The organism is Kribbella sandramycini (assembly GCF_013131805.1).
Lineage (GTDB): Bacteria > Actinomycetota > Actinomycetes > Propionibacteriales > Kribbellaceae > Kribbella > Kribbella sandramycini.
Genome location: NZ_JABJRC010000007.1, coordinates 272226 through 288504, shown reverse-complemented (window position 1 = coordinate 288504; position 16279 = coordinate 272226). Strand labels below are relative to the sequence as shown.

The window sequence follows — 16279 nt, the reverse complement described above, 5'->3', positions numbered from 1 at the left end:
CCAGGCCCCGGACCAATGAAGGTCCGGGGCCTGGCTGTTGTTACAGCTGACTACTTGAGCGACTTCAGGGCGAAGTCCTCGGTGACCGGCTCATCGGCCAGCAGCTCCGTCGAACGGGTCTGCGGCTTGTAGCCGTCCTTGGCGGCGATCAGCGTGAGCGGGTTGTTGCGGATGTCCAACCAGTACGCGTACTCACCGCTGGCGTCCGTGCTGAACGTGTAGGACTGCGCCCACGAGTCCACCTGGACGGTCGCACCGGCCAGCGGAGCGCTGGCGCCGGTCTTGCTGACGCCGGTCACCGTGCCCTGGAGCTTGGCCCAGGTGCTCGGCGGGGTGACGCTCAGCTTGATGTCGACCGGAGCCACCGAGTACGGCGTGTCCTCGCCGATGGTGACCGCGCCGGTGTAGGTGCCCGGCTGGTCGACGTTCGCGTTCAGCGTGACCTTGACCGTGGTGGACTCGCCCGGGGCCAGCTCGGCCTCGGTCTTGTCCAGCGCCAGCCAGCTCACGTCGGCCGCGGACTCGGAGCAGCTCTCCAGGCCCGGCAGGTTCTCGCTGTCGGCAGTGGCGGTGAAGCCACCCGACGAACCGCCGACCTTGTAGAAGCCACAGGCCGCGCCACCGCGGTACCGCGCCTGGTTGGCGTTCGGCAGCGCCGACCAGGTGCCGGCGGCCGGGTCGTAGGCGAAGCCGGCGTTGGTGACGGCGCCCGCCTGGACACCGCCGACGACGTTCAGCTTGCCGTTGGCCACCGCGTACGAACCGGCCCAGTGGTCGGCCGGAGCGTCGGCGATCGCGGTCCACGAGTCCGCACCCGGGTCGTAGACGTAGGCGTTCTTCAGCGAGTTGACGCCGTCGTTACCGCCGGCGCAGTAGACCTTGCCGTCGATCGCGCCACAGGACGCGAAGGCCACGGACTTCGGGTACGGCGCCTTGGTGGCCCAGGTGTTGGCGGCCGCGTCGTACTCGACGACGGTGTTGCTCATCGGCGTGCAGTTGGCGGTGGTGCAGCCGCCGATCGCGTACAGCTTGCCGTTCGCGACGGCCTGGCCGGCGGCAGCCCGCGGAGCCGGGTTGGCCGCGACGGCGCTCCACGCGTTGGCGGCCGGGTCGTACGACCAGGTCGCCGCGTCCGGACCGGATGCGCCCCAGCCGGAGCTGGCGATGATCTTGCCGCCGACGACGCCCAGGGTGATGGCGTTGCGAGCGCCCGGCAGCGGGGCGATCGCGGTCCAGGCCTTGGCCGCCGGGTCGTACACGTAGCTGTTCGCGCTCGAGGCCGTGCCGTTGCCGCCGGCGATCGAGTAGAGCTTTCCGTCGACGGTGACGACGCGGTTGTCCATCACGACCGACGGGTAGTTCGCGATTCCGGTCCACGGCGGGGCCTGCGGTCCGTCAGCGGCCGGAACGGCGCCGCCGTCGGTCTTGTCCGGCGCCTGCGCGAACGACGTCGGGACGTCGAGCCGCTGCAGCGGGGCGCCCTTGCTGTTCAGCACCTGCGACTTGGTGGTCGTGCTGCCGTCGGCGTTCTGCAGGACGAAGCCGTTGTCCTTCTCGCCGAACTTCACCTTGACCGGCGCGCCGCCGGTGTTGGTGACGACGACGTTCTTCGACGTCTTGCCGTTGCCCAGGGGCAGGGTGGCGTTGATGTCGCCCGGCGTGACGCTCAGCTGACCGGCGTCCAGCGTGTAGTCGGCGCTGGTCACCCAGTCCGCCTCCACGGCGACGGTCGCCTGCGAGCTGACGTAGTTGCCGGCCTTGGCGGTGAAGCCCTGGTCGCCGTCGGCCGCGGAGTACAGCCAGTAGAAGCCGTCGCCGAGACCGGTGTCCTCGGGCGTCGCGACCGTGGTCGCGGACTCGGTGCCGCCGTCCCGGGTGACGACCGCGCCGTTCACCGCGGCGCCGGTGTTGGCGTCCTTGACGTTGCCGACGACCAGACCGCCGCCGGTCGGCTCGCAGAAGATCTTGCCGATCAGGACGTTGTCGATCTGCCACCACCAGTCGAACGACGAGTCGTAGTAGCGGAACCGGATCTGCACGGCCGACTTGTTGGCCGCCTGCGGCAGCGCGACGTCCTTGACGACCGGGCCACGCGAGCCGGCGGTCTGCCGGAGCACGTTGGTCCAGGTGACGCCGCCGTCGACGGTGACGTCGACATCGGCCTTCTCGCCGCTGATGTAGCGCAGGTCCTGGTTGAACCGCAGCTTCGGCGCGTCGATCCCGCTCAGGTCGATCACCGGGCTGACCAGTGAGGTGTCCTGCGCCTGGCCGGAGCCGTACTTGTCGCTGTCGATGATCGCGAAACCGCCGGTCCCGCCGGTCAGGTTGCCGCGCGCGCCTGGGTCGTCGAACTTCCAGACCTGGCCGTTGCCCTTACCGTCGACGACGGTCCAGCCTTCCGGCGCGGTGGTGCCGTCGAACGACTGGGTGGCGCCTTCGGTGGCCTCCCGGTAGCCCGGAGCGACCTTGCAGGCGTCGTCCCGGACCGGGACGGCGACGTTCTTGGTCAGGTTGCCGGTGCCGACCGTGATCGGCACGGTGGTCGTCTGGTAGCCCGGGATCTGCGACTCGATCTTGAGGGTGTACGCCGAGCTGCCCGGAACCTTGAAGCTGAACCGGCCGTTGGTCGGCGTGGTGTAGTCGAACGTGCCGCCGGGGCCCTCGACCGACACCTTCGCGTAGAGCGGCCAGCCGTGGCCGGAGCCGTCGGTGATCGTGCCGCCGACGCTGACCAGCGGCTTGCTCACCAGCGCGAAGTTCTTCGTCGTCGTCTGGTCGGCGACGACCGTCGCGGTCGCGGTCTGCGATGTGTACCCGAACGACTCCACCGTGAGGCTGTAGTCGCCGGCCACCAGCACGCTGCTGAACGTGCCGGTGCTGCTCGTGGTCAGAACCTTGTCGGCCTGGCCGGTCGCCTTGACCGTGACGCTGGCGCCCGCGAGCGGGGCGCCGCCGGTGGCGGCGGTGACCTTGCCGGACAGGGTGCCGGTGGTGCCGGTCGGAGCAGCGTTCAGCAGCGCGAGCGCGTCGAGACGGCCCTCACCGAAGACGTTGTTGTTCTGGACGGTGCCGCCACAGGTCGTGGCGTCGACGTCGATCGCGGTCTGGTTCAGCAGCGCGCGGGTGCTCGCCACGTTGCCCTTCAGCGTCGGAGCGACGGCCCAGAGCAGCGCGACCGCGCCCGCGAGGTGCGGCGAGGCCATCGACGTGCCGTTGAAGGCGGAGTACCCGTTCCCCGGGATGCTGGACCGGACGTTGACACCGGGCGCCGCGATGTTCGGCTTGATGGTGCCGTTCTGGCCCGCGCCGCGCGCCGAGAAGCTGGCGATCGCGTTGTTGATGTCGTAGGCGCCGACCGAGTAGTTGCTGGTCGTGCTGCCGGGGGAGCCGGACGTCGCGCAGCTGGGTCCGCTGTTGCCGTTGGAGAACGCGCCGAAGATGCCGGACGCCGTCCAGGCCAGCGTCACGTCCTCCATGAACGGGTCGTTCGACGGCAGGCGGGTGCCCCACGAGTTGTTGATGATGTTCGGCCGCTTGCTCGCGTCCGGGTTCTGCCCGGCGAGGTTGGTCGGCTGCAGCATCCACTGGCCGGAGGTGATCAGCGCGGCGTCGCTCGGGCAGCAGCCGTTGGCCGCGATCCACTTGACCCCGGGCGCGACGCCGATCTGGTTGGCGGCGCCGTCGTCACCGGCCATGGTGCCCATCGTGTGGGTGCCGTGCCCGTTGGTGTCGGCGGGCTTGGCCGGCGAGGTGCCGGCCGCGTCGAACCAGTTGTAGTTGTGGTCGAACTGCCCGTTGCCCAGGTTGCCGCGGTACTGGTTGACCAGGGCCGGGTGGTCGAACTGCACACCGGTGTCGATGTTGGCGATCGTGATCCCGGCGCCCTTGTTGCCGAACTGCGTCCAGACCTGGTTCGCCTTGATGTTGGCGACGCCCCACTCGACCGCGTTGATCTCGTTCTGGTTGGTCCCGACGGTGGTCTCCGGCACCTCGACCTGCATCGGGTTGTAGAGCCCGGCGACCTCGGTGTGGGCGGCCAGCTGCTTGGCCAGGTCCAGCGAGCCCTTCTCGACCCGGATCGCGTTGGTGGCCCAGAACGCCTTGTACTGCACGCCTGCGGCGCCCAGCTCGGCCTTCACCTTCTTCTGGCTCGCGGTCGCGGTCTTCTGCAGGGCTTCGGCGACGGCGGTGCCGCGCTTGTTCCAGTCGGCGATCTTGCTGGCGGCGGTCAGATCCGCCTTCGCGCCGAAGTAGACCCAGTAGTCGGTCTCGGCGGCCTTCGCGTCCTTGGCCGAGAGCTTGTCCATCAGGTCCGGCTTGATCTTGGCGGCGGGATCGGTTCCCGTCGGCTTGGTGGGCGGTGCGGCCTGGGCGGCGCCGGCGCCGAGCCCGGTCGCGACGACGGCCACCGTCGCCAAGGCGCCGACCAGAGTTCTGGCCAGCCCCTTTCGTCTGCTGTCTGACATGTCTTCGCAGCCCCTCACTGTGACGACCCCGAGTTGACTCCCCCGAGTCATGTGGTGCGCAGAGGGGCGCGACGGGCGGATCGCGCAGGGCAGTGAACCGGTTGAGCGAACGCGCTCGGTGCCCCCCAGGTCGCCGCGTGTGACGCGCCGAACCTGTCGAGGACGATATGTGTCAGAGATTGAGCGCAACAAGCACACCTGGTGAGCAAGATGTGACTAACCGTCGCCCTCATCGAGGCAACCTGGTCAAAGAGTGGCAATCGGTTGACGATCTCGGGCAGAGGTTGACATCGTGATCGGATGGTCACCGCCCGTGTCCCCGCCCCAGCGGACGTCGATCAGACCATGACCGACGCCGAATCCTTTCCGCTGCTCATCGCCGTCGCCGCCTCGCCCGAGCAACGGGTGCGGCTGGCCGAACTCGTCGACGACGTCGCGCCGCTGCTGCTCGTCTCCAGTCTCGACGAACTCCGCAAACTCTTGGTTCCCGGCCGCGCGCCGCTGTCCGCCGGCCGCCCGGAGCCGCCCGAGCCCGAGTCCGCCGCCGAGCCCGACCCGCCCGTCCCGCCGGACGCCGACGTCCTCACCATCGACCGCGCCCGCTCGGTCGCCCGCTGGCGCGGCCGCGAGGTCCAGCTCACCGACCTAGAGATCGACCTGCTCGCCCGCCTGATGTCCGCCCCCGTCCGGGTCTGGACCTACGACGCCCTCCATCAGGCCGTCTGGGGCACCCGCGAACTCCGCGGCACCGCCGACGTCCACTCGGTCGTCAAACGCCTCCGCCGCAAACTCGACGAACTAGGCACCACAGTCACCGTAGACGCCGTCCGAGGCACCGGCTTCCGCCTAACCGACCACCAACGCCCCGCCATAACCACCCTCCGCGCCGGCTGACCCACCCCCACCCACCCCCACCCCCGTTTCCTGGGCCGACCCACCCATTTGCTGGGCTGACTCAGCGCGTGGTGGGTGGGCCGGTCGCCTGCGGTGGGTTTACCCGCCGTTTGGTGGGCTGGCCCAGGAGCTGCCGTCGTTTTGGTGGGCTGACTCAGCGCGTGGTGGGTGGGCCGGTCGCCTGCGGTGGGTTTACCCGCCGTTTGGTGGGCTGGCCCAGGAGCTGCCGTCGTTTTGGTGGGCTGACTCAGCGCGTGGTGGGTGGGCCAGTCGCCTGCGGTGGGTTTACCCGCCGTTTCCTGGGCTGGCCCAGCAAACGGCGGGGGAGCGGGTGGTCAGGCTTGGCCGCGGCGGACGGCGAGGATGTGGGCGGGCTCGCCGTTGGGGTCGAGTTTGACGTAGTTCTGCTGGCCCCAGCGCCAGGTGGCGCCGGTGATCTCGTCGTAGACGGTGAAGGTGTCTTCGGGGCGCATGCCGAGGGCGGCCATGTCGAGGTGGACCATGGTCTCGCGGACCGCGTGCGGGTCGGTGTTGACGACGACGATCACGGTGTCGCTGTGGCCGTCGGCGCCGGTGGTGCGCTTGGAGAAGCACATGATCTGCTCGTCGTCGACCTTGTGCAGGCTGAGGTTGCGCAGTTGCTGCAGCGCGGGGTGCCGGCGGCGGACGGTGTTCAGCAGGGTCAGGTACGGCGCCAGCGAACGGCCCTCGGCCTCGGCGGCGGCCCAGTCCCGCGGGCGGAGCTGGAACTTCTCGGTGTCCAGGTACTCCTCCGAGCCCGGCCGCAGCGCGACGTGCTCGAACAGCTCGTACCCGGCGTACACACCCCATGACGGCGACGAGGTCGCGGCGATCGCGGCGCGGATCTTGAACGCGCCCGGCCCGCCGTACTGCAGATAGGCGGTCAGGATGTCCGGGGTGTTGACGAAGAAGTTCGGCCGCAGGAAGTGGCCGGTCTCCTGGGTCAGCTCCTCCAGGTACTCCTCCAGCTCCCACTTCTCGTTACGCCAGGTGAAGTAGGTGTAGGACTGGTGGAAGCCGACCTTGGCCAGCTCCTGCATCATCGGCCGCCGGGTGAACGCCTCGGACAGGAAGACGACGTCCGGATCGGTCTTGCGGATCTCGCCGAGCAGGTACTCCCAGAAGTTGACCGGCTTGGTGTGCGGGTTGTCGACCCGGAAGACCGTGACGCCCTTGTCGATCCACAGTTTCACGACCCGCAGCACCTCGGCGTAGATGCCTTCGGGATCGTTGTCGAAGTTGATCGGGTAGATGTCCTGGTACTTCTTCGGCGGGTTCTCGGCGTACGCGATCGAGCCGTCGGCGCGGACCGAGAACCACTTCGGGTGCTCCTTGACCCACGGATGGTCCGGCGAGGCCTGCAGGGCCAGGTCGATCGCGACCTCGAGCCCGACCTCGCGAGCCCGCCCGACGAAGTACTCGAAGTCCTCGAAGGTGCCGAGCTCGGGGTGGATCGCGTCGTGGCCGCCGTCCTCGGAGCCGATCGCCCACGGCGAGCCCGGGTCGCCGTCCTTCGGGTCGAGGGTGTTGTTCGGCCCCTTGCGGAACGACTTGCCGATCGGGTGGATCGGCGGCACGTACAGGATGTCGAAGCCCATCTTGGCCACGGCCTCGAGGCGCTCGGCGGCCGTCCGCAGCGTGCCGGACTTCCACTCGCCGGTCGTCTCGTCGTACTTCGCGCCCTCGGACCGCGGGAAGAACTCGTACCAGCTGCCGTAGAGCGCGCGCGTCCGGTCGACCCACACCGGATAGGTCTCGGACGACGTGATCAGCTCGCGCACCGGGTAGCGCCCGAGCGCGGCCCGCACCTGCGGCGAGATACCGGCGGCGAGCCGGGCCTCCGGCGGCAGGGCGCCGTTGGCCAGCGCCTGCGCGGCATCGCCGAGCGTGGCCCGATCGGCGCGGACGGCGGGCGGGACGCCGGCGGCCGCGCGGTCGAAGAAGGCGGCGCCCTCGGCGAACATCAGATCGACGTCGAGACCGGCCGGGATCTTGATTTCCGCGTTGTGCCGCCACGTCCCGTACGGGTCGCTCCAGCCCTCGACCGCGAACGTCCACGCGCCCTGCTCCTGCAAGGTGACGTCGACCGACCAGCGATCGGTGCCGGGCTGGCCCGGCGTCATCAGCATCCGTCTGGTCTGCCCCGTCGGCGAGGTCAGCACGACGTTCGCGTTCACCGCGTCATGGCCCTCGCGGAAGACCGTTGCGGCGATGGTGAACGTCTCGCCGACCGCGGCCTTGGCCGGATACGCTCCGGCATCGACGGTCGGAGTGACATCAGTGATCGGGATGCGCCCAGTCATGGCGTGGCAGAACCTTCGCTCTCTAGGTGATCGTCGTACGACAACACTGACCGTATCGGTTCCCAGCGTCCACACCGTGTAAGCGTGGGTCACGGTTCGGTCCACTGTCTGGAATGTGAACAGTTGGTCACTGGGACCGGCCCTGCAAAGTCTTGCTCGTGTTGCAAAAAAGATGCATGCCGGGGGTGTCCTGACAGCTTCGGGCCGGTACGGTGTCCCGGTGCGAGCGATACGACGATTCTCCGTCCGCCCTGTCCTGCCCGAGCCGCTGACCGGCCTCGGCACCCTGGTGAACAACCTCCGCTGGGCCTGGCACCCGGAGACGCAGGACGTCTTCGAGGCCGTGGATCCGCAGCTGTGGCGCAGCACCGGCGGCGACCCGGTCCGCCTGCTCGGCGAGGTCCCGGCCGCCCGGCTGGACGAGCTGGCGAGCGACCCGGCGTTCCTGCGCCGCCTCGAGCTGGCCGTCTCCGACCTGACCGGCTACGTCTCCGACGCGCGCTGGTTCCAGGCCGAGGCCGGCTCCCCGGTGAGCGGCGTGGCCTACTTCTCCCCGGAGTTCGGCATCACGCACGTGCTGCCGCAGTACTCCGGTGGTCTGGGCATCCTGGCCGGCGACCACCTGAAGGCCGCCTCCGATCTCGGCGTCCCGCTGATCGGCGTCGGGCTGCTCTACCGGCACGGCTACTTCGCCCAGTCGCTGAACCGCGAAGGCTGGCAGCAGGAGCGCTACCCGCTCGTTGATCCGGACGGGCTGCCGATCAGTCTGCTCCGCGACGGGGACACCCCCGCGACCGTCACGCTGACGCTGCCTGGTGAGCGGCAGCTGCGCGCGCAGATCTGGGTCGCCCAGGTCGGCCGGGTGCCGCTGCTGATGCTCGACTCCGACATCGAGGAGAACGAGCCCGCCGAGCGCGAGGTCACCGACCGGCTGTACGGCGGGACGACGGAGCACCGGCTGCTCCAGGAGCTGCTGCTCGGCGTCGGCGGCGTCCGCGCGGTCCGCGAGTTCTGCCGGATCACCGGGCACCCGGCGCCCGAGGTCTTCCACACCAACGAGGGCCACGCCGGTTTCCTCGGCGTCGAGCGGATCCGCGAGCTGGCCGCCGACAAGGGCCTGGACTTCGACACCGCGCTCGAGGTCAACCGCGGCGGCACCGTCTTCACCACCCACACGCCGGTCCCGGCCGGTATCGACCGGTTCCCGGTCGAGCTGATCCAGCAGCACTTCTCGCCGGACGCGTTCGGCGAGGGAGTGCCGATCGACCGCATCCTGGAGCTCGGCGCCGAGGACTTCGAGGGCGGCGACCCGGGTGTCTTCAACATGGCGATCATGGGGCTGCGGCTGGCCCAGCGCGCCAACGGCGTCTCGAAACTGCACGGCGTGGTCAGCCGGGGGATGTTCGCCGGCCTGTGGCCGAGTTTCGACTCGACCGACGTCCCGATCACCTCGATCACCAACGGCGTGCACGCGCCGACGTGGGTGGCGCGCGAGATCAACCAGCTGACGCTGGCGACCACCGACACCGCCGAGGCCGAGGACATCTTCGACGGTCTCGACAAGACCACCGACGCGCAGATCTGGGAGACCAAGCGGATCCTGCGCCAGCGCTTCATCGACGACACCCGCGCGCGGGTTCGCCAGTCCTGGCTGAACCGCGGCGCCAGCGAGGCCGAGCTCGGCTGGGTCGACGAGATCCTCGACCCGGACGTGCTGACGATGGGTTTCGCGCGCCGCGTCCCGTCGTACAAGCGGCTGACGCTGATGCTGCGCGACCCGGCCCGGCTGAAGAAGCTGCTGCTCGACCCGCAGCGGCCGATCCAGATCGTCATCGCCGGTAAGTCGCACCCGCACGACGAGGGCGGTAAGAAGCTGATCCAGGAGATGGTCCGCTTCGCCGACGACCCCGAGGTCCGGCACCGGATCGTCTTCGTCCCGGACTACGACATCGCGCTCGCGCAGCCGATGTACCCGGGCTGCGACGTCTGGCTGAACAACCCGCTGCGTCCGTACGAGGCCTGTGGCACGTCGGGGATGAAGGCCGCGCTGAACGGCGCCCTCAACCTGTCCATCCGCGACGGCTGGTGGGACGAGTGGTACGACGACGAGTTCGGCTGGGCGATCCCGTCGGCCGAGGGGATCGAGGACACCGACCGCCGCGACGACCTCGAGGCGCACGCGCTCTACGACCTGATCGAGAAGCAGGTCGCGCCGCGCTTCTACGACGGCGAGGTGCCGGGCCGCTGGATCGAGATGCTGCGGCACACGATCAAGGAGCTCGGCCCGAAGGTGCTCGCCACCCGGATGGTCCGCGACTACGTCGAGCAGCTGTACGTCCCGGCCGCCAAGTCGTCGCGCGCGCTGAACTCGACGTACGACGGCGCCCGTGAGCTGGCCGCGTGGAAGAAGAAGGTCCGCGCCGCCTGGCCGCAGATCCGCGTCGACCACGTGGAGCTGCAGGGTCTCGGCGACGTCCCGCAGCTCGGCACCACGGTCGGCGTCCGCGCCTTCGCCGCGCTCGGCGACCTCGACCCGGCCGACATCTGCGTCGAGGTGCTGCACGGTCGGGTCGACGCCAACGACGAGATCACCGATCCCGTCCGGGCGGCGCTCTCGCTGGCCGAGACCTACGAAGGCAACCGGCACCGCTACGAGGGCGAGCTGAAACTCGACCGCACCGGCCCCTTCGGCTACACGGTCCGCGTCGTCCCGAACCACCAGGCGCTGGCCAGCTCGGCCGAGCTCGGTCTGGCCGCCGGCCCGTCCGACCCGGAGGACCCGAGCACCCCCGACCTCCCCGCAGGCTCAGAGTTCTGAGCCCTTTCTGAAGAAACCGGCCCCGCCTGCCTCACCAGGCGGGGTCGTCCTTTTTCGTGGGATCGTACGGCGGTGGAGTTCAGTCTGCTGGGGCCGTTGCGGGTGGTGGCGGACGGCGCGGTGCTGCAGGTCCGGCCCGGTGGGCAGCGGACGGTGCTGGCGACGTTGTTGCTGCGGGCCAACTCTGTTGTGCTGGTGGATGAGCTGATCGAGCGGGTGTGGGATGGGGCGCCGCCGGCCAAGGCCAAGGCGGCGTTGCAGGTTCAGGTGGTCCGGCTGCGGAGTGCGCTGGGTTCGGCGAGTCCGATCGAGACTGTGCCCGGTGGGTATCGGATCGTGGTCGAGCCGGGTGAGCTGGATGTCGAGCGGTTCGACTCGCTGATCCGGGACGCCGATCGGACGGCGGACGCCGGGGTGCGGGCGCGGTGTCTGACCGATGCGCTGGCGTTGTGGCGCGGTCCGGCGTTGGTTGATGTGCCGGGGGAGTCGCTGCGGCGTGACTTCGTGCCTGCGCTGGCCGAGAGCCGCTTGCAGGCGTTGGAGCAACGCATCGATGCTGAGCTGAGTCTGGGGCGGCATGCGGCGCTGATTGCCGAGCTGCGGGTGCTGACCGGTGAGCATCCGTTGCGGGAGCGGTTCTGGGCGCAGCTGATGATCGCGCTGTACAGGTCGGAGCAGCAGGCTGAGGCGCTTGAGACGTATCGAACTGTACGGCGGCTGTTGACGGATGTGCTCGCTGTCGAGCCTGGGCCCGAGTTGCGGCGGCTTGAGCGGGAGGTGCTGGAGGGTGTCACCGAGCTGAGCCAGGCGCCCGCAGTACGCCTTGTGGACAGCTGGGAGCCGCAGTACCAACTGCCACGGGAGGCGAGCGGGGTGGTCGGCCGCGATCTGGTGGTCGACGAGCTGGCTGAGCGGCTGTCGGGTGACTCGGTGCCGGTCGTGGCGATCCACGGCGGTGCTGGGGTTGGGAAGTCGACTCTGGCCGTGCGGATCGCGCACCGGGTGCGGGAGTCGTTTCCGGACGGACAGTGGTTCGTTCGGCTCGATGGCGCGCAGCGCGGTGGTCGCGACGCTGCCGACGTACTGGGGGAGTTGCTGCTGGCTTCTGGCGTGGCTGGGACGGCCATCCCACGTGGCGCGTCGGCGCGGTCGGCTGCACTGCGGGCACGTCTTGCTGGTCGTCGGGTGCTGCTTGTGCTCGACGACGCGGCTGGGGCGGCGCAGGTTGAGGATCTGATCCCCGGTACGGAGGGCAGCGCCGTCCTGGTGACGAGTCGGCAGGACCTCCGCCCGCTGGCGGTACGGCACGGTTCGCATGGGCTGCAGTTACCTGTGCTGACAGCTGATGCCGGTACGGCGTTGCTGACCGCAGTCCTCGGTGCGGAGCGCGTGGCTGCGGACGCTGTGGCTGTTGCCGAGCTCGTCGAGCTGTGTGCCCGGCTCCCGCTGGCGTTGCGGATCGCTGGAGCCAACCTGAGCCTGCACCCGGAGCGGTCGATTGCTGGCTATGTCGACGAGTTGCGCGCTGGTGATCGGCTCAGCCGGCTGCAGGTTGCGGGGGACGACGCCGTCCGGGCTGCGTTCGACCTGTCGTACCGCGGGCTCGATCCGGCCGCGGCGCGAACCTTCCGGCTGCTGGGCACGATCCCGGGGCCGGACTTCACTGCGGAGTCCGCAGCTGTCCTGCTCGGGACGACGTACGCCGAAGCCGAGCGTCTGCTGGAGGTTCTGGCCGCTACCAGCCTGATTCAGCATTACCTGCCCGGTCGCTACCAGTTCCACGACCTCCTCCGGCTGTACGCCGCTGAGCAGGCTCGGGCGACCGAAGGGCCAGCGGTTGCCAGTGCCGCGGTACGCGGGCTCGTCGAGTACCAGATCGCCCGGGTCGACCACGCGGCCGGTTTGCTCTACCCGGTGGTTCGCAGGCTGCCGCGGTCGTACGGCGACGTTCCGCCGTTCGCGGATCATGCGGCCGCGCTGGCCTGGCTGGACGACGAGCGCGCGGGTCTGGTGGCCGCTGCTCAGCAGGTGACCGAGCCGGTCGAGCTGACCTGGCACATTGCCGATGCACTGCGCGGCTACTTCGCGGCGCGCCGTCACAACGACGACTGGGAGCGCCTCGCCCGCGCTGGTCTCGCTGCGGCGGAGGAGGCGGGGACGGTCGACGTACAGGCCGTTCAGCACCTGAGCCTCGGCGTACTGCACAGCTACCGCGCTGAGTTCCAGCTGGCGGAATCGCATTACCAGCAAGCGATTGCGCTGCGCCGGTCGGTCGGGAAGGACCAGGACAACGGGCCAGTCTTCAACAACCTGGCCGTGCTCTACACCTCGCAGGCCCGGTACGCGGAGGCGATCGAGGCCTTCCAGCACGGCGGTGCCCTCGACCTCGCATCGGGCGCTGCGGTCAGCCGCGCGACCAAGCTGTCCAACCTGGCCACGGTGATGTTCTACACCGGCGACCTCACCGGGGCCGTTCAGCAGCTACGCGAGGCGCAGGCGGTGCGTGGCTCCACTGGGACGCCGCACACGACCTTCACGCTCGGACAGTGCTTGCACCGACTCGGCGACGCCGTCGGTGCGGCTGTGGAGCTGGCCCAGTCGCTCCAACTCGCCCGGGAGATCGGTGAGGACCTGTCGGTCGCCTACGCGCTGTACGGCCTGGCTGAGCTCAGCTGCGACCTCGATGAGCTCGACCAGGCCGCGAAGTACGCGGCCGACGCACTGCAGCTGGCCCGCGAGATCCGGAGCCCAGCCGCCCAGATCGACTGCAGCAACGTGACCGGCGTCGTACAGCGCCGCCGCGGTGCGCACCTGCAAGCAGTAGCCCTCCACAGCCACGCCTTGGAGCTTGCCCGCACCTCAGGTGAGCTTCGCGCCGGAGTCATCGCCCAGATCGGCCTCGCCGCGGCCCTCTACGACAGCGGCCAGCTGGCACCGGCCACCATGCACGCCACCGCCGCCTTCGAAACCGCGCACCGCTACGGTCTACGGCTCGCCGAAGCCACCAGCCTGGCCCTGCTCAGCCGCCTCCAGTTGGTGGCGGGTGACGAAGCCGCTGCCACGCTCAGCGCCCGGAAAGCCGTCGACCTGCAGCAAGCCACCGGCTACCGGCCGCCGGCCTGGGAAGCGGCCTGGCTCCACGTGTAGGCGCCGTGTAGGCGGCCACTGCGAACCTCTTCGACGAACGAGCATCGTCGAACCGAAGGGGTTGAGCTCAATGCAGTCCCGCGACTTCTGAAGGAATCGTGTCCCAGCGCTCGGGAGCGCCGCTGGGCGACATCAGATAGACCTTGCCGGCCGGCCCCCACTCCGGGTAGCCGGCCGCAAGCGCTTCCGCCGCCTGCGGCTGTTCGAAGGCCAGCAAGAGGTTCGCTACCTCGTCGGTCCGGTCAGGAGTGCTCGGGACGCCGGGTGCGGTGTGCGCCGGCCAGACGTCCCAGAGCAGCGTCTCGTCGCCGTACAGGTGGGCGAGCTGCAGGTAGACGTAGTTGTTGATGAACCACGCGCCGCCGTACGGCGAGCCGGGCTCGACGCCGAACGTGTCGGGATCACGGCGTCCGGCACGAGTGTCGAGCCAGACCTCGGCCGCGGACAGGAACGGGCCGACCGGCATGTCCAGTGCGTCGAAGCCGTGGTCCGCGGCCGGGTCGAGCTGCGGGTCGGTCAGCACCCAGCGGTCGCCGTTCCAGTACTCGGCGACGACGTGGTCGTAGTGGAATCCCGGCCCGAAGTACGCCGCGAATCCGATCCGGCTGCGGGCCGGAATGCCCTTGTGGCGCAAGGCGGAGACGAAGAGGAGGGTGTAGTCGCGACAGCAACCGACCACGCGGTCGACAGGCTGACGGGGGACCGCGAGCGGGCTGCTGTTGCGACGCTGGTCGGTGCCGAGAATGGCTGAGACCCACCGGTGGTCGATCTCGGCCAGGCGGTCGCCGGTGAACTCGATGCCGCCGCCGCGGTAGTGGATGAGCAGATTGCGGACGACGGCGCCGATCGCGGGAATGTCGTCGGGGAGGGCGTCGAACAGGTGCGCGTGCGCACCAGGATCGCTGTACGGCGTCTGCCGCATGTAGTCCATCAGGCTGTCCTTTCGATCACTGGCAGGGCAATGTCGACGGCCGGTGCGTCACGGGGGAGGAGGTGGCAGTCGGGCCGGTAGACCTCACGTGGCGACCCGGCTTCCGGACGGCCGGCGGACCGGACCCAGTCGAAGACGAGGTCGTAGGCATGCATGATCCGCGGGAACGCGCACTCGTCCATCGTGATCGTGCAGTACGCCTCCTGGTGCGCAGGCTCGACCCGGATCGCGATTGCCCCGGAGGGGTCGACCAAACCGGTGAACGGCACGCACATCTCAACCGTGCCTTCGCCCTCGGGGGTGATCGGGTCGTGGTAGATCACCCACGATTCACCGGTCCGCTGCGCGCCCGCGGCAGTCAGATAGGAGGCGATCTCGTCGGTGGCCGACACGATCACACCGACGAGCAGTTGCTGGTTCGTCTCGGCCCGGATGGAGGCGATCTTCGTCTCCGGTACGTCGCGTACCAGCACCGGCCGCGGTGTCAGCTCCGGGACGCCGGTGCGATTCAACCGGCCACGCAGGTACTCCAGCGTCGCTCGCCGCGCCGCAGTCGTGGCCTCCTCGGCCGCCCACCAACGGTCGAGCCGAACGACGGCGTCCGCGTCGGAACAGGCCAGCACCTCGCTGATCGTGCTGAGTGGCATCTCCAGCTGCCTGAGCACGCTGATCCGCCGGGCCCGATCCAGTTGCTCCTCGTCGTAGAACCGGTACCCGTTGGCCGGGTCGACGCGGGCCGGCGGGAGCAACCCGGACACGTCGTACAGCCGCAGAGCCTTCTGGGAAAGCCCAGCTCGCCGTCCGAACTCACTGATCGTCAACACCCGAACATCAAACCCCCTGCCCCAGGGGGAGAGTAAAGAACTAGCTGCGGACGCCGCTCGGGAGTGCCGCGAGCAGGGCGTCGGCGTGCCGGCGGTAGCCGAGGTTGTTGGGGTGGAAGTTGTCGGGGGCGAGCATGCCGCGCCACGGGGGCCTAGCGTGCCGGGAGACCTCAGCGACGGGCAGACCGCGCCCGGCAGCCGTCGTACTGATGTGCTGATTGATGCCGGAGACGTACGGGCTGACTGCGCCGCCGACGCGCCACAGGCGGTCCGGAACGGTCAGGTCCATGACGACGGCTGAAGAGGGCAACCGCTCGATCACTTCACGGAGGTGATCGCGGAAGCGCTTCGGTGGGGTGGCGAGGATGTCGTTGCTGCCGATGCCACAGGTGACCAGGGCGGGCCGGATGCCGTCGAGGAGTGGGAGCTGGTCGTCCAGCACGTGTTTGGTCTGTGCGCCGGAGCGGGACAGGTTGAGGACGCGCCAAGGGCTTCCGGTACGGCGGAGGGCGTTCAGGACCTGGCCGACGTAGCCGTGCAGTGGGGAGGACGCACCGAGGCCTTGTGCAGTCGAATCGCCGAGGACGACCCACAGCGGGCCGTCGGCAGCCAGGGCCTGCGTGTTCTGCTTCGTCCAGTAGTCGGCGTACGTACGGGCCTGGACGTCGACGTACGCGACGCCGTCGAGCCAGCGCTGGACAGCGAGGCGAGAGCTGGTCCGCTCGGCCTCACCCCAGCGCATGATCGCGCGGTGCAGCGCGCCGATCGGCGTAGTCCGTTGCCGAAAGAACATTGGTCCCCCCATGGGTTAACAGCAGGTGACCAAAGAAGGTACAAGGCGAAGGTTAACAAGCTAGCCAGATTCCTTCCCCGCC

Annotated in this window: 8 protein-coding genes; 3 read left to right on the top strand and 5 right to left on the bottom strand. The window is 69.4% G+C overall.

Going from position 1 to position 16279, the window contains the following annotated elements; genetic code table 11:
* Positions 1-50: 50 nt before the first annotated feature.
* Complete coding sequence (locus HPO96_RS26970; protein ID WP_171677139.1) at positions 51-4466, bottom strand: S8 family serine peptidase; 4416 nt, start codon at positions 4464-4466, stop codon at positions 51-53.
* 300 nt (positions 4467-4766) lie between these two features.
* Between HPO96_RS26970 and HPO96_RS26965 the strand changes: the two genes are divergently transcribed.
* The gene (locus HPO96_RS26965; protein ID WP_171677138.1) at positions 4767-5360 is read left to right on the top strand and encodes a winged helix-turn-helix domain-containing protein; all 594 of its coding nucleotides are present in this window, start codon (positions 4767-4769) and stop codon (positions 5358-5360) included.
* 335 nt (positions 5361-5695) lie between these two features.
* Here HPO96_RS26965 and HPO96_RS26960 read toward each other — a convergent pair whose 3' ends face one another.
* Entirely contained in the window at positions 5696-7684 is a 1989-nt protein-coding gene (locus tag HPO96_RS26960) for a maltotransferase domain-containing protein (RefSeq protein WP_171677137.1), read from the bottom strand.
* Positions 7685-7904: 220 nt separating this feature from the next.
* On the opposite strand from HPO96_RS26960, the gene glgP reads away from it, so the two are divergent.
* The gene (glgP, locus tag HPO96_RS26955) at positions 7905-10502 is read left to right on the top strand and encodes an alpha-glucan family phosphorylase (protein WP_171677136.1); all 2598 of its coding nucleotides are present in this window, start codon (positions 7905-7907) and stop codon (positions 10500-10502) included.
* 72 nt (positions 10503-10574) lie between these two features.
* The gene (locus HPO96_RS26950; protein ID WP_171677135.1) at positions 10575-13649 is read left to right on the top strand and encodes a BTAD domain-containing putative transcriptional regulator; all 3075 of its coding nucleotides are present in this window, start codon (positions 10575-10577) and stop codon (positions 13647-13649) included.
* A 67-nt stretch (positions 13650-13716) separates the two neighbouring features.
* Here the strand turns inward: HPO96_RS26950 and HPO96_RS26945 are convergent, their stop codons facing one another.
* The 3 genes from HPO96_RS26945 to HPO96_RS26935 are packed head-to-tail and all read right to left on the bottom strand — an operon-like array spanning position 13717 to position 16197.
* A complete protein-coding gene (locus HPO96_RS26945) occupies positions 13717-14580 on the bottom strand; it encodes a transglutaminase-like domain-containing protein (RefSeq protein ID WP_171677134.1) in 864 nt (287 codons plus the stop codon).
* Complete coding sequence (locus HPO96_RS26940; RefSeq protein WP_171677133.1) at positions 14580-15404, bottom strand: MerR family transcriptional regulator; 825 nt, start codon at positions 15402-15404, stop codon at positions 14580-14582. Before HPO96_RS26940 ends, HPO96_RS26945 begins: the two co-directional genes overlap by 1 nt.
* 40 nt (positions 15405-15444) lie before the next feature.
* Entirely contained in the window at positions 15445-16197 is a 753-nt protein-coding gene (locus HPO96_RS26935) for an SGNH/GDSL hydrolase family protein (protein ID WP_171677132.1), read from the bottom strand.
* Positions 16198-16279: the final 82 nt, after the last annotated feature.